Origin of the sequence: Rhodococcus sp. WS3 (genome assembly GCF_003797085.1) — a bacterium.
Taxonomy (GTDB): domain Bacteria; phylum Actinomycetota; class Actinomycetes; order Mycobacteriales; family Mycobacteriaceae; genus Rhodococcus_F; species Rhodococcus_F globerula.
The window spans coordinates 1,217,878-1,236,244 of record NZ_RKMA01000001.1; the positions used below are offsets into that span (position 1 = coordinate 1,217,878).

Annotated in this window: 26 protein-coding genes; 21 read left to right on the forward strand and 5 right to left on the reverse strand. The window is 60.7% G+C overall.

Translation table 11 applies throughout. The annotated features are described in order from the left end of the window. Position 1 precedes the first annotated feature (1 nt). The 16 genes from EEB13_RS05500 to EEB13_RS05575 all read left to right on the forward strand — a co-directional run bounded on the left by EEB13_RS05500 (position 2) and on the right by EEB13_RS05575 (position 10,053). Positions 2 to 1,579, forward strand: coding sequence for a hypothetical protein (locus EEB13_RS05500; RefSeq protein WP_141484792.1), 1,578 nt, complete (start codon positions 2 to 4; stop codon positions 1,577 to 1,579). Positions 1,580 to 1,593: 14 nt separating this feature from the next. After that, a complete protein-coding gene (locus tag EEB13_RS05505; RefSeq protein ID WP_141484793.1) occupies positions 1,594 to 1,977 on the forward strand; it encodes a hypothetical protein in 384 nt (127 codons plus the stop codon). Continuing rightward, a complete protein-coding gene (locus tag EEB13_RS05510; RefSeq protein ID WP_141484794.1) occupies positions 1,974 to 2,489 on the forward strand; it encodes a M23 family metallopeptidase in 516 nt (171 codons plus the stop codon). Before EEB13_RS05505 ends, EEB13_RS05510 begins: the two co-directional genes overlap by 4 nt. A gap of 26 nt (positions 2,490 to 2,515) precedes the next feature. After that, the gene (locus EEB13_RS05515; RefSeq protein ID WP_222839787.1) at positions 2,516 to 3,415 is read left to right on the forward strand and encodes a glycoside hydrolase family 19 protein; all 900 of its coding nucleotides are present in this window, start codon (positions 2,516 to 2,518) and stop codon (positions 3,413 to 3,415) included. Next, complete coding sequence (locus EEB13_RS05520) at positions 3,412 to 3,786, forward strand: hypothetical protein (protein WP_141484796.1); 375 nt, start codon at positions 3,412 to 3,414, stop codon at positions 3,784 to 3,786. Before EEB13_RS05515 ends, EEB13_RS05520 begins: the two co-directional genes overlap by 4 nt. Beyond that, positions 3,786 to 4,097, forward strand: a complete 312-nt coding sequence (locus EEB13_RS05525; RefSeq protein ID WP_141484797.1) for a hypothetical protein — start codon at positions 3,786 to 3,788, stop codon at positions 4,095 to 4,097. Before EEB13_RS05520 ends, EEB13_RS05525 begins: the two co-directional genes overlap by 1 nt. Continuing rightward, on the forward strand, positions 4,094 to 4,300 hold the full coding sequence (locus tag EEB13_RS05530) for a hypothetical protein (RefSeq protein ID WP_141484798.1): 207 nt from the start codon (positions 4,094 to 4,096) through the stop codon (positions 4,298 to 4,300). Before EEB13_RS05525 ends, EEB13_RS05530 begins: the two co-directional genes overlap by 4 nt. After that, on the forward strand, positions 4,297 to 4,662 hold the full coding sequence (locus EEB13_RS05535; protein WP_187328496.1) for a hypothetical protein: 366 nt from the start codon (positions 4,297 to 4,299) through the stop codon (positions 4,660 to 4,662). Before EEB13_RS05530 ends, EEB13_RS05535 begins: the two co-directional genes overlap by 4 nt. A gap of 3 nt (positions 4,663 to 4,665) precedes the next feature. Next, entirely contained in the window at positions 4,666 to 5,499 is an 834-nt protein-coding gene (locus tag EEB13_RS05540; RefSeq protein WP_141484799.1) for a hypothetical protein, read from the forward strand. Further along, the gene (locus EEB13_RS05545) at positions 5,496 to 5,786 is read left to right on the forward strand and encodes a hypothetical protein (protein WP_141484800.1); all 291 of its coding nucleotides are present in this window, start codon (positions 5,496 to 5,498) and stop codon (positions 5,784 to 5,786) included. The genes EEB13_RS05540 and EEB13_RS05545 overlap by 4 nt, the downstream gene beginning before the upstream one ends. Then, on the forward strand, positions 5,786 to 6,097 hold the full coding sequence (locus tag EEB13_RS05550) for a hypothetical protein (RefSeq protein WP_141484801.1): 312 nt from the start codon (positions 5,786 to 5,788) through the stop codon (positions 6,095 to 6,097). The genes EEB13_RS05545 and EEB13_RS05550 overlap by 1 nt, the downstream gene beginning before the upstream one ends. A 9-nt stretch (positions 6,098 to 6,106) precedes the next feature. Beyond that, positions 6,107 to 6,451 carry a hypothetical protein gene (locus tag EEB13_RS05555; protein WP_261984448.1) on the forward strand — a complete coding sequence of 115 codons (345 nt, stop codon included), beginning with the start codon at positions 6,107 to 6,109 and terminating at the stop codon, positions 6,449 to 6,451. Between the two features lie 29 nt (positions 6,452 to 6,480). Beyond that, positions 6,481 to 7,440, forward strand: coding sequence for a hypothetical protein (locus EEB13_RS05560; RefSeq protein WP_222839788.1), 960 nt, complete (start codon positions 6,481 to 6,483; stop codon positions 7,438 to 7,440). A gap of 87 nt (positions 7,441 to 7,527) precedes the next feature. Continuing rightward, positions 7,528 to 8,178, forward strand: coding sequence for a hypothetical protein (locus EEB13_RS05565; RefSeq protein ID WP_141484803.1), 651 nt, complete (start codon positions 7,528 to 7,530; stop codon positions 8,176 to 8,178). Between the two features lie 10 nt (positions 8,179 to 8,188). Further along, positions 8,189 to 8,545, forward strand: coding sequence for a hypothetical protein (locus EEB13_RS05570; RefSeq protein WP_141484804.1), 357 nt, complete (start codon positions 8,189 to 8,191; stop codon positions 8,543 to 8,545). Next, a complete protein-coding gene (locus tag EEB13_RS05575; RefSeq protein ID WP_141484805.1) occupies positions 8,545 to 10,053 on the forward strand; it encodes a hypothetical protein in 1,509 nt (502 codons plus the stop codon). Before EEB13_RS05570 ends, EEB13_RS05575 begins: the two co-directional genes overlap by 1 nt. Before the next feature lie 22 nt (positions 10,054 to 10,075). Here EEB13_RS05575 and EEB13_RS05580 read toward each other — a convergent pair whose 3' ends face one another. Then, a complete protein-coding gene (locus EEB13_RS05580) occupies positions 10,076 to 10,894 on the reverse strand; it encodes a hypothetical protein (protein ID WP_141484806.1) in 819 nt (272 codons plus the stop codon). A gap of 52 nt (positions 10,895 to 10,946) precedes the next feature. On the opposite strand from EEB13_RS05580, the gene EEB13_RS31915 reads away from it, so the two are divergent. Continuing rightward, positions 10,947 to 11,069 (forward strand): hypothetical protein, encoded by a 123-nt coding sequence (locus EEB13_RS31915; protein WP_261984449.1) that lies wholly within the window; start codon positions 10,947 to 10,949, stop codon positions 11,067 to 11,069. A gap of 159 nt (positions 11,070 to 11,228) precedes the next feature. Then, a complete protein-coding gene (locus EEB13_RS05585; protein WP_141484807.1) occupies positions 11,229 to 11,909 on the forward strand; it encodes a hypothetical protein in 681 nt (226 codons plus the stop codon). 490 nt (positions 11,910 to 12,399) lie between these two features. On the opposite strand, the gene EEB13_RS05590 is transcribed toward EEB13_RS05585, so the two are convergent. Next, the gene (locus EEB13_RS05590; protein ID WP_141484808.1) at positions 12,400 to 12,897 is read right to left on the reverse strand and encodes a hypothetical protein; all 498 of its coding nucleotides are present in this window, start codon (positions 12,895 to 12,897) and stop codon (positions 12,400 to 12,402) included. Between the two features lie 209 nt (positions 12,898 to 13,106). Between EEB13_RS05590 and EEB13_RS05595 the strand changes: the two genes are divergently transcribed. The 3 genes from EEB13_RS05595 (at position 13,107) to EEB13_RS05605 (ending at position 16,052) form a co-directional block, all read left to right on the forward strand. Further along, positions 13,107 to 13,406 (forward strand): hypothetical protein, encoded by a 300-nt coding sequence (locus EEB13_RS05595; RefSeq protein ID WP_141484809.1) that lies wholly within the window; start codon positions 13,107 to 13,109, stop codon positions 13,404 to 13,406. Positions 13,407 to 13,415: 9 nt separating this feature from the next. Next, positions 13,416 to 13,739 (forward strand): hypothetical protein, encoded by a 324-nt coding sequence (locus EEB13_RS05600; RefSeq protein WP_141484810.1) that lies wholly within the window; start codon positions 13,416 to 13,418, stop codon positions 13,737 to 13,739. Between the two features lie 1,383 nt (positions 13,740 to 15,122). After that, on the forward strand, positions 15,123 to 16,052 hold the full coding sequence (locus EEB13_RS05605; RefSeq protein WP_141484811.1) for a tyrosine-type recombinase/integrase: 930 nt from the start codon (positions 15,123 to 15,125) through the stop codon (positions 16,050 to 16,052). A 56-nt stretch (positions 16,053 to 16,108) separates the two neighbouring features. On the opposite strand, the gene EEB13_RS05610 is transcribed toward EEB13_RS05605, so the two are convergent. The 3 genes from EEB13_RS05610 to EEB13_RS05620 all read right to left on the reverse strand — a co-directional run bounded on the left by EEB13_RS05610 (position 16,109) and on the right by EEB13_RS05620 (position 18,302). Further along, positions 16,109 to 16,693: a hypothetical protein gene (locus EEB13_RS05610; protein ID WP_141484812.1), complete on the reverse strand. Its 585-nt coding sequence runs from the start codon at positions 16,691 to 16,693 to the stop codon at positions 16,109 to 16,111. Positions 16,694 to 16,788: 95 nt separating this feature from the next. Next, positions 16,789 to 17,451, reverse strand: a complete 663-nt coding sequence (locus EEB13_RS05615; protein ID WP_141484813.1) for a DUF2637 domain-containing protein — start codon at positions 17,449 to 17,451, stop codon at positions 16,789 to 16,791. Continuing rightward, positions 17,448 to 18,302, reverse strand: coding sequence for a replication protein (locus tag EEB13_RS05620; protein ID WP_141484814.1), 855 nt, complete (start codon positions 18,300 to 18,302; stop codon positions 17,448 to 17,450). The genes EEB13_RS05615 and EEB13_RS05620 overlap by 4 nt, the downstream gene beginning before the upstream one ends. Positions 18,303 to 18,367: the final 65 nt, after the last annotated feature.

The following is an 18,367-nucleotide window of genomic DNA, read 5'->3' on the forward strand; positions in this document are numbered from 1 at the left end:
CATGCCGGTCTATGACCTCGACGAAGGCCTACAGGTCATCGACGACCAGTACGAGCACGACCTCGCCCAAGCGAACGCGCGTCCCCGGATCAGTATTCGAGACAAGTATCTCGAACTGGTCGGGGACGTGTGGGGTGAAATCGACGCATCTCGTGAGGTGATCTGCAACGACGCCGGCGAAGCGTGGGTCACCATTCCGGCTGAGGACGACCTCGCGCAGTGGCTGATCAACGAACCCAAGGACGCCGACATTTTTCTCGTCTTCGAAAGCGAATACGAGCGAGAGTGCTACAAGGTTTTCGACATCGAACTCGAAACCGACGAAACGGGAATCACGGCAGTCCGTCCCGTTGCGATCCACATCTTCGACGAAACGAAGCACCTGCAATGCTGGCCGAACACGATGACGAGCATCATCGTGCAGGCCCCGAAAGTGGATCTGCAGTTCGGCAACGCCATCAAGGTCATCAAGGGGTTCGGGCACAGGAACTTCCTACGCGAGCACCAGCGCAGTTGGATTCCCCACTTTGACATCTGGAACGCCGCGAATTGGCAGGCGAACTTCGACAATTCGAAGTGGCCGATGGTGATGATCCCGTACATCGCCGAGAGAGACGGCATCGCGGAGTGGACCGCACTCGGGTCCCGGATGGATAACTACTACGACCTGATCAAGCCGACGCTCGAAGATGCGGGAATCCAACTGACGGCGAAGCTGTGGCTTCCCGGCGACCCGCAACCGTGCCCGACGCACTTCATCCTGGACCGGCCGACGATCGTCTTCGACGTCATCCGTCGCTCGGTGGCCGCAGGCATCACGGGCACGATCTTGGACCCGGTTCGCGATCTACTCCGGATTATCAAGCCGGACGGTACATCCGAGACGGTCACGATCGCCGACCCGAACGACGATCCGAGCACTATTGGTCCGGATGATCCGTACGTCATCCTCCGTAAGGGTCAGTACCTCGGCTTGCGCTCGAAGATGACCATCCACAAACCGATCGAGCACACAATCACGACGGGCGGGAAATCACCCGACGCCATCAACCAAGGCGCAAAGCTCGTTTCGAACATCCTGCTCGGATTGCTTGGCAGCTTGATCGGCCTGCCATGGCTCACTCTCGGAATCTTCGACAAGGCAGTCGAGGACGTGATCCTTGCATGGGCGATCTTCACCGATCAGGAACGCAAAGCGGCGATGGGTCCGTACGCACACAAGTCCGGATTCGAAACCGGTGGCGGCGTAGCAGTCTCACCGTCCGGACTGCAGACCGGCCGCGTCGGACTGTTGAAGGCGCGAGGCTATGTCAGCTTCGCCGCGGACTTCGACGACGGCAGTGGCGGCTTCTACATGGGCCGTCACATCGAAGTCGGCATCCGCTGCGGCTTCGAGATCGGCGATCGAATCTGGCTGTCCAACATCGCATCCGGCAAACAGTCCTGGTCGCGCACCGTGGCCCCGTTCTGGGCCCTGTCTGTCGGCGACTACCGCGCCGGTGAGCCGAACGGCACAAAAGCACTCCGGCACATGGAAACAACAATGGGCGCGCTTCGTCAGATTTCGAGCGCTACCTGACCGAGAGGACATCAGTGGACACATCACAGGAGCTCAGCCCGGAACTGCACGAGGCGCTACCGCCCGACATGCATCCGTACGCGTACGCCTTCATGCACCCGACGATGCAAAATACGTCCCCGAAGTTCGAGCCCGACGAGATGAACGACCTCGGAAGGCATCTCGAGCAGCTCGGCTTCCGGCCGGTCGCCGACTGCCTCATTCGCTACGAACCGCCGGTGAGCGGCCCGGTTCATCCCCACAACCCGAGCACATGGGTGCCGAAGGGTCAGGCGCGCAAAAGGCCGCTGCCCACTGTCGCCGACCGGATTGTCGCCCAGCTCGACAAACTACCTGACGATCAACGCGCCGAAGTCGTGGCACGGATGGTCGCCGAACAACCCGAGGAGCAGACATGACTGCGATGCGGTGCATGCCGATCGAGAACGACTTCTACGTGACGTCCGGATTCGGGGCACGCTGGGGCACAACCCATTGGGGTACAGACTTCGGATGCGCAGGAGGATCTGCCAACCGTGCAATCTACGCAACCCAGTCCGGCACCGTGACCGCCGCAGGGCCTGCATCCGGATTCGGCCAGTGGATCAACATCGACCACCCCGTCGAGGCCGGCGCGGGACTGACTGTGTACGGCCACATCATCCCCGAAGTCCGCGTAGGTCAACGGGTCCAGGCCGGGGACCGGATCGGCTACATCAATCCGAACTCTGCGACCAACGGCGGTGTTGATCCACACTTGCACTTCGAGGTTCATCGTTTCGTGTGGTCGCCCCCAGGGCTGAATCGACTCGACCCCCAGCCGTGGCTTGCAGGGTCGCGATATCCGAACGACCTACAGCCGACTCCCCCTGCGCCAGCCGTCGACCGCTGGCTCCCCGCGCTCGAGCAACTGATCGGACCGGTGACGTAATGGATGCTGCGCAACTAAGCAGGGCCATGGGCGCGTCAATGCCGATGTCCCACTACGAGAAACTAGCCCCGGCCTTCAACTCCGCGATGATCCAAGCCGACTGCACTACCGAGTTCCGTGCGGTCATGTGGTGTGCACAACTCGGTCATGAATCGGCAGGCCTCCGATATATGGAGGAGATCGCAGACGGTTCGAAATACGAGTGGCGATCAGATCTCGGCAACGTTCAGGCTGGCGACGGCAAGCGGTTCAAGGGTCGCGGCCCGATCCAGGTCACCGGACGCCATAACTACTCGAACCTCAGTCAGTGGGCGCACGGCAAAGGGTACGTGGGCACGCCCACGTACTTCGTTGACAACCCAACCGAATTGGCGTCACCCACATACGGATTTCTTGGCGCCATCTGGTACTGGACTGTCGCCCGGCCCCAGCTCAACACACTTGCTGACCAAGAGCTCCTGATCGCTGCCACTACCGCCATCAACGGCGGCCAGCACGGCATCGACGACAGGCGAATCCGATATTGGAACTGTCGCGCGATGGGCGCTGAAATTCTCCCAACTTTCCCTCAATCTGGAGGTTCCCCTGTGGATATCCCTGCACTTGTCAACGACCAACTGTCCGGGCGCGCTGGCCAAGGCTGGCCAATCCTTGGGCCATCCAAGGTCGACCCAAGCCGAAACAACACCCTCGTCGAAGCGGTAGCCGAGATCCGCGACGCACTTGTCACCCCTCGTATGTCACTCGTCGAACCCGAATACCTCGGGGGCAATCCGCCAGCCGAACTCGACGTTGCGACATATGCCCGCACCGGGGACTACCAGGCCTTCCATGCCGCACGTCAGGCGGAACAGGCTGTCGCTGAAGTCCGCGCACTGTCCGCCAAATTCGACCTGCTCCTCAATGCATTGGGAGGTTCGAAGTGATTCGCAAAATTGCCAACTTGTGGCCGTCGCTACGTCAGGTCATCTACACCGTTCTCGCTGCCATTCTCGGATTGCTCGTGATGTTCGGTTGGGTCAGCGCCGATCAGCAGCTCGGGATCCTCACGCAGGCGGGCACCCTGCTCGGTGCAATCGGCTTCATTATGGCGGCGTTCTACACTCCCGGCGGCCCGAAGGTGATCGGTGACAATACCGATACGCCCGTCGAGTACAACGTGACCACAACGACTTCGACACCGTCGATCACGATTCACGCGCCGAGTGTCGAGCAAATTACGTCGACAGTAGGTCCGACGATCGCCGAGCTTCGCGCAAGGCTCGAGCAGTCGCTCGCCCGCCGATCTGACGGCTGATGGACATCCTGACACCCTCCGCATGGGAGGGAGTCAGCACCGTCACGGTGGTAATTCTCGGCGCCCTGATCATCGGCATCGCACTGGCCCGGGGATGGCTGGTCCTCGGCACGGCGCATCGAGAACTGATGCGCCTCAAGGACGATGTGATTACCGACGTTCGAGGTTCCCGAGCTGAGGACCGGAGGATCATCGAGACGCTTTCGGACACCGTCCACGCTCAGCGTGTGAATGGTGATTGGGCGGTTCACCTTCTGGAGGCTGTGCAGGCGAATGCCACCGCTTCGGCATCTGATCGGGGGCAGCAATGAGGTGGCCGTGGTCGAAGGCGCTCGACGCTGCACGCAACGAGGTGAAGGAAGCTGCTGAGCTTCATGCCTATTCAACGCAGGAGCGCATGAATACCGAGGTTGTGGCGGCAGAAGCGATGGCATCGGCTGAGCGGCAAAAAGAAGAGTTCGAAACCAATGGCTGGACACGGCTACTTCAGGAATCTATGGGAGGCAGTCAATGACGCTGGCAGCCAATGTCGCCTTGCTGGCGCTTACGGTACTGGTCACGACCTTCACGCTGATCTACATTTTTCGGTCACCGTGGCGCAAGAATCATGTCGGGAAGATCTATGCGACGAAGTCGGTGTTCTTGTCGCTGGTCCTGATTCAGGTCTCTGTGTCGATCTGGTACTCGCCGGACTACTTCAGTCGGCAACCGATTCGGCTCGCAATTTACGCGCTCGGCGCACTCGTCTACGTCCCGATGATCTGGTCACTTCTCCGCGAACAGCAGGCAGATCGAGCGAGCAGGCGTGCACCCAAGGTCTCGCTTATCAAAGCTGAACCCGTTGCTCGCGAACCGGATTCCAACAAGGAGGTGTAGCCGATGACATCACCCGATGGCTGGTCCAGCGGCACCCCCAACACAGGCTGGGGCGACATGGCCGACATGGCCAACGCGGTTGGCGGTGTACTCAAGGTTACTAAAAAGAAGGCCGAGGATAACGGCGAGCGCATCGACGTCCAGGGAGAGCAACTGCAGGATCTGGCCGATTTTGTCGGAACTGGAATAACAACGCCGAGCTGGTCGTCCGCAGGGGGCAGGGACCTGGTGACGTTCCCGGACACGATGATGCAGAAGCATTGGTACTACGACGGATCCGCCTATACATGGACAGAGATACCGGCGTTCACCCAGCAGGCGACTAAGGATTTCTTCGGCGCTGGACCGTTCTACGGCACAGTCGATTTCGCGTTCCTGCGCGGTGGACGCGACACGCCGACGCCGATGGAAGTTATCCGCATCATCACTGGCGGCGACGCCAGCCTCTTCGATATCCGTAGCTGGTTCCTCGGGCTGTACGTCTACGACAAGCCGAATACTCGGATGGTGAAGGTGTGGGACTCCGGAGACATCAAAGCGGCCTTGACATCTCAGCGTCGTCGCTATCACATCGGCACCGGAATGACTCAGACTGCGGCGAATGATCAGCTGCTCGCTGTGGCAACGTTGCAGCTTGCGCCTGGCGGGGCCCAAGGCCCTCGCTCTATCGGGTGCATCAACCTGACCGGCATCTCTGAAGAGGCCGGGACCGTACCGCAGGCGCGCCATGCCACGCTCGCGAACCAGTCAGTGCTCCCTGCATCGGTGCCCATGTCGTCACTGACATGGAACCTCGACCGGCTGATGTGGGCAGCAGTGGGGGCGGCAGCAACATGAAGATCAACGGAACACTCACCGTATCCAGTGAGGAACTTGCCGAATTCGTCGCCTTCGCCGAGATTCTCCCGGTTGCGCCACACACGTTGTGGATCAATGTCGATACCGGGGCACTGCACACGACACGCACGGTCGCTGACGAGAGTCCGCCCACTGGATGCGCTCGATTGATGACTGGGCCCGACCCTGACTGGGTTAACCAGTGGGGCGGCGACTGGCAGCGAGCGTGTGACGAACAGCTGAACCCGCTTCTCGCTCAAGCATTCAGCACGGAAGGCGGCACCTGATGTCCATCGGATGGATTCCCATCTACGACGATATTGCGCTCACTCGCGGCGACCTCATCTTCACGAGAAAGCGTGATGAAGGCCCGATTCCGCCTGGCACGGTGATCGAGATCATCTGGGAGAGTGGCGAAAATTGGGGCGGCGAGATCTCCGGCGACACCGTCACCTGGCGCATCCAATCGACCGAGGTTGCCACTATCGCCGACGGTACCCCGTTCGTCATCTGGGTTCGCTACCAGAACGACAACACCGAAACGACAGACGACTACGAGTGGATCTCAGGCCGCGCCCGTCGATCCGCCAGACAGTAAGGAACAATCATGCTTTCCATCGTTGCCACCGCGAACAGCGTGGCCAATCACTGGGCATCACTCGGTGCAAGCTATTCGTTGCACACAGGACATCCCGGCGCAGCAGGTACAGCCAACGAGGCAACCGGCGGAGGATACGCCCGCCAGACGACCACTTGGGGCAGTGCAGCACTCGGTGTTGTGACCGGCTCGCAAATGGTGTTCCCCGTCGCGGCTGGCTCGTACACGTACATGTGCCGCTGGTCCGGGTCCACACTGCTTGACGTCATCGACACCACGGACGTCACCGTGAGCCCTGCGGGCGAGGCTAAGGTGACGCCGAAATACACCGCGCCGTACGCACTCCCGGCGTAGTCGTGCGGTTCCCGGCCCCGGATATCGGGGTGGCCCGCTTCCCTGGGCCGGATGTAGGCACTGCACGATTTCCCGGGCCCGACACTGCGACGGTTGCATTTCCGCCGGCGCCGACTCCCGTGGTGTTCATCGTCGCCGAAGTTGTTTCGGACATGGGTGCAACTGCGACGGTTTCGGAGATCCCCTGGCGCACGGTGGAAATCGTGGGCGATTCGGCCGTCGACGTCATCGCCCGGGCATCCGTCGCTGTCGAGTCGGCAGTGACCTCCGAGATGGCAGCGGAGGTCATCGTCATTCGCGACGTGATCGACGTGCCCATAGTGGATGACTCAACCGCCTCGGTGACGATCATCCCGGCCGGGGCAGTGGATGCGCTGGTTTCCGATGGCGGCTCGGCGGCCACCGTCACGCAGATATCCGCTGTTGTGATCGCTGAGGTGGATACGGTCATGGATGCCGCTGCAACGGTTGCCATTCAGGGGTACGGCACTGTTGACGTTTCCGACGCTGGAGCGGCGAGCGCCGTAACGATTCCGTCGGCATACGTTGCCGCCGACGTGTCTGGCGATGGAACGGCTAGCGCGGATGTCACCTCGTTTACCGCGGTGGGCATGCTCAAGTCCGGTTCTGCAACTACCGCAGCTTCGGGAACTCTGAAGCAAGTAACCGGAATGATCGCCGATCCGACCTATCCCGGCTCGACGGTAACCATTAACGCGCTGAGTGTCATTCAGGCCAAGTCCGACGCCACGATCACCATGTCGGTGAACTGCACGAATAACTTCACTACGACGGTCACGGTCGCGGCGTACAAGAATGGCGCGCTCTTGGGTGCCGCGCTGACGCGAACCGGGGCCGCCGGCACATTCACGGTGTCCGGGACGACCACCGGCGCGGTTGTTGCGGGCGATCTCATCTCGTTGATGGTCTCGGCCGCGAACGGCACCACAACCATCAATGTGGCGGATACCTACCTTCGTGTCACTTAACTTCATTCTTAGGAGACCACCATTACTGCTTCCATTCCGACCGGCGTTGACCGGCGAGAAGTCATATGGCCCAACGAGAAGCTGATCTTGACGACCGAGACGGGTACCGCGACATCGGTGCCCCAGGTTGGCAAGGTCACGATCACCCCGGCGGCCACGCAAGTGGTTGTGAACTCGGTCGATCCGGCGCTGACGCTCTCGACCAAGACGGATACGGTCACACTGGATTCGACAGGCATGATGCGCGCCTTCCTGGTGTGCACCGACGATCCGGACATCGAGCCGCACAATTCGTGGACGTACCAGTTCCGCGGCGACTGGCCTGGCTCCCCCACCGTGACGTGCCCCGTGCCGATGGTTCCGGTTGACCCCGAGTCCGGGAAGATGCCGCCGCTGAATCTCTCGACTGCAGTGTCTCGCGCGTCGGTCTCGGGCGTCCTGATCACCAAGGGCGCACCCGGTGATCCCGGCCCAGGCATCGAAGCGATCGATCCTGACGGCACAGTGCACCTCACCGACGGTTCAACAGTGACGTGGGAGCTTCCGCCGGCATTGGCCGACGATGCTGCGGTGGCCGAGCTGGTGGTCTCTGAGACCGAGACGGCTGCAGCTGTGACGTCCCGCATCAGGGAGGTCGGAGACGGCACTTATGCCCCGGGTTCCGGGGCCGGTTCACCTGCCGCTGCATTGACCACTGCTACTGGCCGCGCTATCGCGTTCGCCGTAGCTCTCGGATAGGAGATCCGTTATGGCTCAGAATCTTATGGCCGCATCGAGCGGCCTTCCGTCCGTTCTGGTCTCGCAGCAGCTCACCGCTGCGGAGGTCACGCAGTACACCTGCCCCGCTGCGTCGTCGGCAAAGCTCGCCGCCGCGACCGTCGTAAACACGACTGGGGCGGCCGTCACTGTGTCGATCTCACTCGTCAAGAGTGGCGCCACTGCTGGCGTCGCTAACCGTGTTGCCACATTTGTGCTCGCGGCAGGAGACTCGTCCGTCGTTACCGAGTTGGCGGGTCACTTTCTCGGACCTGGTGACTTTGTTTCGGCTATCGCAAGTACGGCGAGCGCGATCACGCTCGTCCTGTCTGGGGTGGTGTTCTCCTGATGGCACGTCGAACCCGCAAGAACCCAGCGCTCACCGTCGTAGACGGCGCCGACTCGTTCTATACGAAGACTGCCGCGGACCAGCGGTACGCAGCCACAGGTGGTGTCGCGAGCGCCCGACTCGCACTGCCTCGAACCGTGGCTATTACCCCGTTCGCGTCACCGCCGAGCCATCCACTAATCGCGGGCTCGGCATCGGCACTCACGACGGCGAACTCTCGTACTTACAGGTATGCCTCGGGTGCCTTCCGTCTCGTCGGTACCCGATCGACCTTCGAGGACGGCAATGGGGCCGTCTATTCGAAGCAGACTGGCTGCTCGTCGAACTACGAGACGATCATGTGGGGGCCGGAGTTCCTCGCGATCGGCGGCGATCCGACCAACCAGTTCGTCGAAGTCGGCATCTCGATTGTGCCCGGAGGCTCCGCCGTCCGGATCTGGATTGAGGAAGACGGCAAGCCCTACACCGCGACGCCTGAGGAGCTGACAACCCTCGCGGACGGCTCCACGGCGGTCACGAGCGCAACGGCGATGGTCGTCCAACTGCCGGTGCCTGTTAATTCCATGAAGACGTTGCGGGTGCTCACATCCCGAGCTCGCATCAATTACATCCGTGTCCCGACCAGAAGCGTCATTCAGCCGGCCACGATGGATCGCTTCAAGATCGCGGTGTTTGGGGCATCGTTCGTCGCGGCGGACTACTCATGGGTGCAGACCATGGGCCGGCTGTCTGGGGCCGAGGTCTTCCAGTGCGGACAAGCGGGTACGGGCTTCAATGAACCGGGCGTGGCAGCACTGCCGACGAACGACCCGAACTACGACGCGAGTTCGGACGGCGGTGTGTACAACTCTGCACTCCGGAAAGCGGGGTTCATCGCGACGCAGGCCAACGTCGGCATTATCGAGGACTCGGGCAACGACCGAGGCCTAGTCACCGATGCGACGTCTTACGCCGCGCTGGTGGCAGCACGAAAGGCTTTCCTCACCGACATCAATGCTGCGGCACCCAACATGCCGCTGATCGTGACCGGTATTCCTCCCCGCGGATACACCGAATCAATCTCCAACTCGTCGGCGTGGTGCCTCGCAGCGATGAGGCAGGCGATCAACGAGCTGCCCAACCTGCCGATCATTGGTTATCACGACTATCTCGGGACGATCGTGAACACTCCCACGTACACGACGGGCGCGAACTATGCAGTCGGCGACCGGGTGATCAGTGGTGGAGCCATCTGGGAATGCACGGTGTCCGTCACCGGAGCTGCCTCCACGATGAACACCGCCTTCTGGAAAATGTTTGGCTGGTACACGGGCACCGGTCGGGTTGGCGCACCGGTCGGCAACGGAACTCGCGATGTCCTCATGGGGGCCGGCGTGGACGGGACGCATCCGACGTCGGAACTTGGATACCCGACACAGGCCAACGTGACCTGGGTGGACTTCCAAGCCGACATCACACGCAACACCCGAGTCGGAACCCTGTCGCGAGCGGCGTTCGTGGCGGCCTGACGTTGCTGCCGTTCGTAGCAGATCAATCAAGTGCCGAAGCCCACCAATCGGGCAGCGTGGGTGCGACTTCGATTCGAGCTTCTCCTCCTCCTGCATTGAGCAACAGCCGCAGGTAGTCACCATCCTCACCGGCACGAAACATCAACAGCGTTGCGTCCTCGGTCTTATCGGCAGACCACATGGTGTTCACAGTGAAAGTGAACGAGTACGGCATCTCGGTGACGCTGGCGAAGTCGGTGAGAATTTCACGCTCAGGCAGGTTGACGACGGCTGCAGCGGTGATCACGAACTGCGAGAGCCGCTTCTCGTTCACGCTCGACGTCAGAAGACGTCCGTCGACCTGCTCGATCAGCTGGATCAAGCAACTCTCGGCGACAACGCCGGCGGCGTGTACGAGATAATCCGCGAGTGGCACCTGGCGGGCGTGCATGAGCGCGCCCGCCCGGGTCAGTTCTCCAGGTATGTGTTCTGACACGTGTGACCCGTAGGTGTTTCCGTACTGGGTGATGAATTGCTCCCAGGTGCTCGATCGCCTCCGTGCACCTTTGACGATGACAGCAGGGCTACGGAGCCACCTCTCAAGCGTCACGCTGATGGTCCCACCAGTGTCTCGCGGCACCTCTGCCATGCCGCCGAATGCGATGTGCGTCCCGCGCTCATCCTCGGGCGGCCGGGATACCACTAATACGGGGTGATCTAGCCGGAGGCTCCGTCGCAATCGCTCGGCAGCGTTGTCGCCTTTTCCGAAAGCCAGAGTGGTCCGCGTCAGTGCTGAAACGTCCTCGATCGCGTCGAGGTGGCCGTCTGCGATGGCGTCGAGACTGCGGGTCAGTCTGCTCAACAGTTTCCGACATTGCACCACCAGTTCATCTGGTGTCAGCTGGCGTCGATCGATGACGGGCTCGGTAGAACTACTCAAGTCGATGCCCCTTGTCGGCCGCGCTCCGGGAGTGTTGGTAGCACTGGCCGGGGCATTGAAGTCTTTGGTCGCGAATCATCCCACGATGCAGCATTAGTGGGATGATTTGGGTTGGCGGTGAAGTAGTAGCCCGAGAGGGTGAACGGTGTGGGTGGCCCGCGAGGACGACTGCGGTAACCACGTCGGTTCGAGCCCGACTACCGCCGCTGATGGCTATCGCCTGCGCATTCCTGAATGACCTACCGTCGAGCCCAACTTGGCGGCAGTCGATGATGAAGAGATGACGCCCCCACATCCTCTCGATCGAGACCTGCTCGCTGATCTCAACGAGCAGTTCCTGTTTCTCAAGAATTCGTGCGCAACCTACGACGGCGGATTCGAAGCTGAAGCAAAGAGGATCGCGGTCGTAATTCGCACACTTGTCCATGACACGAAAAACAGTCGCAGTCTTCTTTATCAAATGAAAATCAAGTCAGTCCTTCAATGGAACGACACGGCTCACGACATCAAGCCACACAACATCGCCGCCACTACTGGACTGACCTCAATGGGTCTGGGACTAGATGGCAGCATTGCATTCCTCCCCCGCGTTGGGGAAAGGCTCCGGTCGGCGCCAAGCCTTCGAACTGTGTCGTTCGATGACTGGTGGACAAGACATGTCATCAAGGACGCCAACGGGAACTTGTTCAGCCGTCGCGACCTGGTTCTTGCTCTCGCAAACAAGGATGGTGGAGCTCATATCGATCGACTGCAGGCCTCAACCTTCGCGCTCGCGCATGAGAACAGTACTGGCTGGATACGGATGTCAGATAGCGGGGCAACTAATCCGATGCCGTCGCCGATTTTTCCATCGGTCCGTACGATCGCCGAGGAGCTCGGCACGACTATCGCAGATCAACAGCAACTGATTGTCGATGCTTGGTCTGCCCGAGATTGACCCGCCCGGAATTGCTCACAAGAGATTCTCCGGTCAGTGATGACGAGGTTACCGCTTTCTTGGATGGAACAATCGTCCAGGTTGTCTGTCTGCCTGACCGGGTACTACTCATGGCAACGATTCGGCTGCGTCATATGCCTTTCCGCACGTCGCAGTTCGGCGGCTGATTCTTCGAGGTCGGTGTGGCTGATTGCACGTCCGATCCAGAAGGCAGCTAATGTGCCCACGACGATCCAGACGGCGACAATTGCGACAATCCACCACATAACTGGAAGTGTGCCATGGGGTTGTCGGGAATGGGGACGTTAGTCCTGCCACGATGGGAGGTTCACCCCTGAATTCACCCGCCCAGAATTGGTCACGAGCGGTGGGCAAGCCCACTCCGAACGATGACGACAACAGCAATAAGCCCCCATCCTCGTGAAAGGTTGGGGGCATTGCCGTTCGCCGCGCTCTAGTGAAATTTAAGTACTGAAATATCACTCACGGACTATCCGATCTCCTGCACCACCTCGGAGAGCGTGTCGAACATGTCGTTGATTTGTCTCGCTTTCACCGGGCAGCTGAGGAGGTCCACGTTAGATAGTGTCACCGCGTCGCACTTCCTATCGAGATACTCGTCCCAGTACTTAGCTACGTATGCGCCGATATCAATCGCGTTCACGACCTCGGGCGAGGATGGCTGCGCGTTCAGTTTCTTCACAACCTTGATACTGAGGGCCGCCTGATCAATAAGTGCGTCAGCGCATTTTTCGGAGACATTCAATCCAAATGATGACGTGCAATCGATCCCAGTGAGTGCAGTCAGTTCATCTCCGTATGCCTCCCAGGCTGTCGCAGATGCGCTCACTGTGGTTGTCGGTGCGACGGCCACCACTTCGACAGATGCGCTAGCGCTGACATCAGCACTAATCTCGCTCTCCGCTTCACTGGAACATCCTGCGAGGAGCAAGGAGCAAACGCCGAGCGCCAAGATTGTCATCTTCATGAGCAATAGGTACCAGACCGTGCGGTCGGAACGTGATCTGGGCAGCCAAAATTGCGTCGAAAAAGCTAATCGATCTCGATTGATACGAAATTACGTACTCGTATCGCCCAGTTGTGCCGCACGGAATTGCTCATTATGTGGCAGTAACTGATACGCATCAGACGCTCATGCGTAGCACCAACCGATACACTTCAAGGATGGAAAATGAGATGACTGCCCAGACCTTCCGCAAGAAGCCCGTCGAGATTCAGGCGATGCAGTGGGACGGTACCGCTGAAGGTGCGACGCCGATTGTCGAATGGATCGTCACCCAAGGTGGCAATGCCGCTCACGATCGCATCGCCGTCTCCGGCAGCCGTTTCAACACGCAGTACGACGAGAAGATCTACATCAACACTCTCGAAGGCCCGATCACTGCAAGCCCGAACGACTGGGTCATTCGCGGTGTTCAGGGCGAGTTCTATCCGTGCAAGCCGGACATCTTCACGCAGACGTACGACACCGTTTAGCCTTCGTGGGTGACTCCTCAGAAACGTGGCGTGATCCCGGACCCTGAACGTAAGCGTGTCCTCGCGGCGATGTCGGCAGCGAAGGATGCGGACCTCGAGCTGCGGTCCGCTGTCGTGGCCGGCCTTCTCGCGGGCGGGTCGATTCGGGAGATGGCCGCACTGACCGGGATGTCCACGGCCACGATCCAGAAGTGGGGCCGCGACGGTGGATGGCCGTCAGAGGAACAGAAGGCTGAACGCGCTTCCAAGCGTGAAGCGGTCGACGAGTATCAGGTCAGGCTCGACGCCGCGTATGCCGCACTGAAGTATGCGGGACTCGAAGACGAGCTGTAGCGGGCTCTGATACGCCACTTGGTGACATGCGGATTGCCTCTGCACTGCTTCGAAGGTTACTCAAAACTCATTGTGGGATGGCGGATTGTGGGCAGGCCGGAAATGGGATACAAGTTATGCAAGCCCCGCCGACTGGGATGGGAGTCGCTGCCGGCGGGGCCTGGCACCCTTCAGTAGAACTATCTTTTGAGTCCTCGAACTAGGTGCGCGATAAAAGTACCGGCAGTAATTCAGGCTCGCCACTTACGTACCGGTAGTCACGAACCCCCAACCTCGCGATGAGGTTGGGGGTTCGTTGTCGTCCGCGTTGAGCACACAACGTGGGGACCCGCTATCCGTGCTGGGCTGGACCCCTCATGTCTGGCCTCGCATGATAACCGTAACCCGTGTGGGAACAACTTGCTACGGGTAAGCATTGCGCGCTGACCGGATTGTTCGGAACTATCAGTCGTTTATAGCTGTGATTTTGCTGGCGTCAGCTTGTCGCATTCGCCTGGCCATGGGATTACATTCCATACACGCGGCCTACTCGCGCAGCAAATGTCCATGTCCCATCAGCGACCTGCCTCTCCAAAACGGATCTCAAAAGTCGAGGTGGATCAGAATTCGTAGTCTCTCGAGCCCATGCAATGGCGTCGCGGTCATCGTTGAACTCTCCGCTTGCTAGGACCTCGTTATCGGACCCAGCCAGAATCTGATAACTGGGCATATGCGGACGCTACACGGGGAAATCGGATTGCGCGCAGGACGGCTGCACCGGTCTCTTGAAAATTGCCTATGCGTATCACCTGGTGCTGCTTCTGAAGTTGCTCACTATGCCCCGCCTCCGAACCTCGGGGCGGGGCATTTTGTGCGTTGAAATGCCGATGGCCACCTGCGCTCGCCGGAATGGTTAAGCGCAGGTGGCCATCGAACTATTCAGTTGTACGTTGCGCGCTCTGTGACGGCTTCCCTCGTCTCCCGCCCAACGCGACCGACCATAGCAAACCTCGAACGAGTGTGCGAATATTTCAGTGTGTCGACTGTCGAACGATCCCCAAGGGAGTGTCCCAACGGGCACGCCTTCACGGCCAACTCATGCCTGGTCGGATGGGAAGTCTGCGGCTGCGAGGCGGCGGAGAACGGTGGACATCGAACGCACTACTGCAAGGCCTGTGACGAGACTGTGCGGACGCCGCCATGCGCCGGCGCCATGCCGCAAACAGATCGGTGGGCGAACCACGCTTAGCGTGGATCGAAGATAGAAATCTCTACTCTGACAAAGAGATTGAGGTTTCGTGTGTACTATCGGTCGCGGCCCCTCAATCGAGAACGGCCCCCGCGAGTGCGCTAACACTCGACGAGGGCCTTGCCACCACACCACCAATCCTGGAGTGATGACCGATGTATGACGCTACCCGTCTGCCTATTTCCAAGCCAGTTGCCACCTCTCCGGCGCGGTTCGATCAAATGGATCTGATCGTCGCCGGATTCCTTGCCCGCTATTCCGGCGGCACTCTCGACTCGTACTCGACCGACATTCGCCTCTATCGGCAGTGGTGTCGCGGTGTCGGCCTGGACCCGATGCAGGTGCAGCGACCCCACCTCGAGCTGTTCGCCAGGCATCTGGAGATCGAGCGCGGCAATGCGCCCTCGACCGTGCATCGCCGGATGTCTTGCCTGAGAATGTTCTACCGGATCGTGCACGTCGATGGACACATCGATCGCAATCCGGCCGAATATGTGAAGATGCCGAAGGTCTACCACGACGAGAGTCGGATGGTCGGACTCTCGCGCACTGAGATGTCCGCGCTTATCGCCCACGCTCGCGCGTCGAAACCATCTGAAGGCGCGTTAATTACGATGCTGGCCCTTCTCGGCCTTCGGGTCACCGAAGCATGCAACGTCAACGTCGAGGACTTCCAGCATTACGAGCGCGACCACCGAGTACTGCGGATGATCGGCAAGGGTGGGAAGCCCGCCATCGTTCCACTCCCGGTTCCTGTCGCGAGGGCGATGGATGCCGCAGCTGCGGGTCGCACAACAGGCCCCCTCGTGTTGCGAGCGGACGGTACGCGGATGACGCGCCGGTCAGCCGATCGAGTAGTGAAGCGGCTCGCAAAGCACACCGGGATTGCGAAGGCCATTTCCCCTCACCTGCTCAGGCACGGCATGGTGACAGCGGCGCTCGACGCCGGCATCCCGCTCCGCGACGTACAGATCATGGCGCGGCATTCCGATCCTCGGATGACGCAGCGGTACGACCGGGCGCGCGGCAACCTCGACCGCCATGGGAACTATGCGCTGGCGGCATTTCTTGGCGGCGCCGCGTAGGAACTAAACAGCGAAGGCCTCACCGAAAGGTGAGGCCTTCGTGGCGCGTCTGCCGTCTACTTCTTTGTCATGGTGACAACAACGAGGTCGTCGCCCGCCATGATGGTGCCCGGCGCGGGCTCAATACTGACTGCAGTCCAGTTGGCGACCATGATCACCACTGTGTCGTTCGCATCGGCCGAGGCGAGTCTGACGTTCGTGAGTCCGAGCTTCTCCAGCTTGTCCTGAACGATGGCGCCGTTCTGACCTGAGACGTCGGGAAGCGTCACCTCTGCGGCGACTACTGGCTCAACCGTGGTGGCTGCCGCTTTGGTCGTCACCTGAGGTGCCACCGGGGCGATGGCAACCGTTGACGTCGCGACAGTCGCGGTCTTCTCGTCGGCCTCTTTGTCGCCGCCGCCAACCATTCCGGCAATGACGAGGATGACGACCACGCCACCGACAATCCACGGCCATTTCTTCGGCTTCTTCTGAATGGGCGCTGGCTGCTGAGTCGGCTGATATCCACCGGGCGGCGGGCCAAACTGTCCGGGCTGCTGTCCATAGGGTTGCTGCGGCTGCTGGCCGTAAGGCTGCTGTCCGTAGGGCTGCTGGGGCTGCTGCCCAAACGGCTGCTTCGGATCCTGTGGCGGCTGGGTCATGTTCGTATTCCTCGACGTCTCTTTACTCGCGCATTGCTCGCAAGCTCAGACATAGGCATACCAGAGCCCCATCAACAACATGCAGTTCGGTCGGATTATGCGGCATCTGCAGCTCGCGCGGTTCGCATGCGTCCGACCGTTGACGCACTGACTCCCGACCGTCGCGCTATCTCCCGATTGCTGAGCGTCGACTGCGTCTCGAGCAGATCCTGTGCGAGAGCGCGTGCATCAGTGAACGCATCGGCGGGCGCAGAGACCGAGACAAGGTGGGGCTTTGGCGCATCGTCGTCCAAGGCGTCGCAGACCTCCGGCACTTGCGGCTCAACAGGTGACGCAGCCTCTACCTGCGGTGACGCAGGGTGCTCCACGTCCTGACGCACCCTGGCACGGACGACCGCGAGGTGCGTCATCGCGAGCGCTGCAACGGGTGGCACCACTGCGACGACTGCGGCAATAGCGGGATGAACCGGTCCGGCCGGCAGCAGCGCGTGCGCCATATTGCCTGCGATGCTCGCGGCGGCGGCGCACCCGAGAAGCATCCATGCGTACCGGCGCGCGTCATGTCCGCCGAAGGTGACGACGGCGCGCGTCGCAGCGAGAATCAGTCCGTCGACGACGAGGGGCCAAGCGTGCGCCTGCCACGTTCCAAGTCCGGCGCGCGACGCAAGATCGGCGAGCGCGGTGTAGCTGATCCACAGCCCGAGCGCGGCGAGCGCATACGTCAGGGCTGCGTCGAATCGGGTGACCTTCATGTTCATCGTGTGACTCCGTGCGTGCGGGTCCAGCACTGGCAGCGACCGAGGGACGGATCGTCATTGAGCCAGCCAGTCGGTCCGCAGTGGCCGCAGGACGTCCACGACAATGCAACAACGCTGCGCGGCATCTCGTCCCACATCGGGATCCAGCCTGACGCGTAGCGGGTCGGGTTGATCGAGTTGTGGAGTGCCTTGGCATGTGCAACCAGCGCAGGGACGCCATGAGCTTCAACGAGGCTGCTGATCGCTGCGACGTTGCGCGGCTTCAAGTAGCGCCAGGTCGCCGTCAAGCCAGCCTTCTGGCTTGCTGCGGCCAGCTCATCGACACGTGCCAGCTGCTCGGTGGTCGGCTTTTGGATCTTCGGAGAATCCACCACCACCGGTTTCGCTTTCGCCTTGCGTGACGGTTGGTTGGTCTCAGTCCTTTGGAGATCAATCCTTGGTAAAGCGACTGGCTTTCCGACTGGCGCGTCACCGGTGAGCGGAGAATCAGGCTTCGGCGAAACGGACTCGTCGACCAGGCCGACGGGCTCTTCGTAGACGGTCGACGTCGTGGACCAGTGACCGGTCTCGGGATCCTGCATCTTCGTCCGGACTAGATAGCCGAGGTCGGCAAGCTCACGCATTGCCGAGCGGATTGCGTCGCGGCCGTCCTTGTCGGACTGTGCTGCTATGGATTCCGAGCGCGTGCGCCAGTCGACAGGCTTGGACAGCAGGTAGATCAGAACTCCGCGGGCACGGAATGACAGACGTCGGTCGTTCAGCACGTCATTGCTGAGAATGGTGAAGTTGTCTGCCAGTCGCGGTCCGCGACGTATACCGCCTTGTGGGCGCGTGGGGATAAGCTGGATCACGTTCGACTCCTCAATAGTCGGACACCGGCTCGTCGGGAGGTACGAACTCTCGACGAGCCTTTTGC

Bases quoted from the DNA above. Each gene is read 5' to 3' on its own strand.
- EEB13_RS05500 (WP_141484792.1), top strand. From the start codon at position 2: ATGCCGGTCTATGACCTCGACGAAGGCCTACAGGTCATCGACGACCAG.
- EEB13_RS05510 (WP_141484794.1), top strand. From the start codon at position 1,974: ATGACTGCGATGCGGTGCATGCCGATCGAGAACGACTTCTACGTGACG.
- EEB13_RS05515 (WP_222839787.1), top strand. From the start codon at position 2,516: ATGGGCGCGTCAATGCCGATGTCCCACTACGAGAAACTAGCCCCGGCC.
- EEB13_RS05525 (WP_141484797.1), top strand. From the start codon at position 3,786: ATGGACATCCTGACACCCTCCGCATGGGAGGGAGTCAGCACCGTCACG.
- EEB13_RS05530 (WP_141484798.1), top strand. From the start codon at position 4,094: ATGAGGTGGCCGTGGTCGAAGGCGCTCGACGCTGCACGCAACGAGGTG.
- EEB13_RS05535 (WP_187328496.1), top strand. From the start codon at position 4,297: ATGACGCTGGCAGCCAATGTCGCCTTGCTGGCGCTTACGGTACTGGTC.
- EEB13_RS05540 (WP_141484799.1), top strand. From the start codon at position 4,666: ATGACATCACCCGATGGCTGGTCCAGCGGCACCCCCAACACAGGCTGG.
- EEB13_RS05545 (WP_141484800.1), top strand. From the start codon at position 5,496: ATGAAGATCAACGGAACACTCACCGTATCCAGTGAGGAACTTGCCGAA.
- EEB13_RS05550 (WP_141484801.1), top strand. From the start codon at position 5,786: ATGTCCATCGGATGGATTCCCATCTACGACGATATTGCGCTCACTCGC.
- EEB13_RS05555 (WP_261984448.1), top strand. From the start codon at position 6,107: ATGCTTTCCATCGTTGCCACCGCGAACAGCGTGGCCAATCACTGGGCA.
- EEB13_RS05570 (WP_141484804.1), top strand. From the start codon at position 8,189: ATGGCTCAGAATCTTATGGCCGCATCGAGCGGCCTTCCGTCCGTTCTG.
- EEB13_RS05575 (WP_141484805.1), top strand. From the start codon at position 8,545: ATGGCACGTCGAACCCGCAAGAACCCAGCGCTCACCGTCGTAGACGGC.
- EEB13_RS31915 (WP_261984449.1), top strand. From the start codon at position 10,947: ATGACGGGCTCGGTAGAACTACTCAAGTCGATGCCCCTTGTCGGCCGC.
- EEB13_RS05590 (WP_141484808.1), bottom strand. From the start codon at position 12,897: ATGAAGATGACAATCTTGGCGCTCGGCGTTTGCTCCTTGCTCCTCGCA.
- EEB13_RS05595 (WP_141484809.1), top strand. From the start codon at position 13,107: ATGACTGCCCAGACCTTCCGCAAGAAGCCCGTCGAGATTCAGGCGATG.
- EEB13_RS05605 (WP_141484811.1), top strand. From the start codon at position 15,123: ATGTATGACGCTACCCGTCTGCCTATTTCCAAGCCAGTTGCCACCTCT.
- EEB13_RS05610 (WP_141484812.1), bottom strand. From the start codon at position 16,693: ATGACCCAGCCGCCACAGGATCCGAAGCAGCCGTTTGGGCAGCAGCCC.
- EEB13_RS05615 (WP_141484813.1), bottom strand. From the start codon at position 17,451: ATGAACATGAAGGTCACCCGATTCGACGCAGCCCTGACGTATGCGCTC.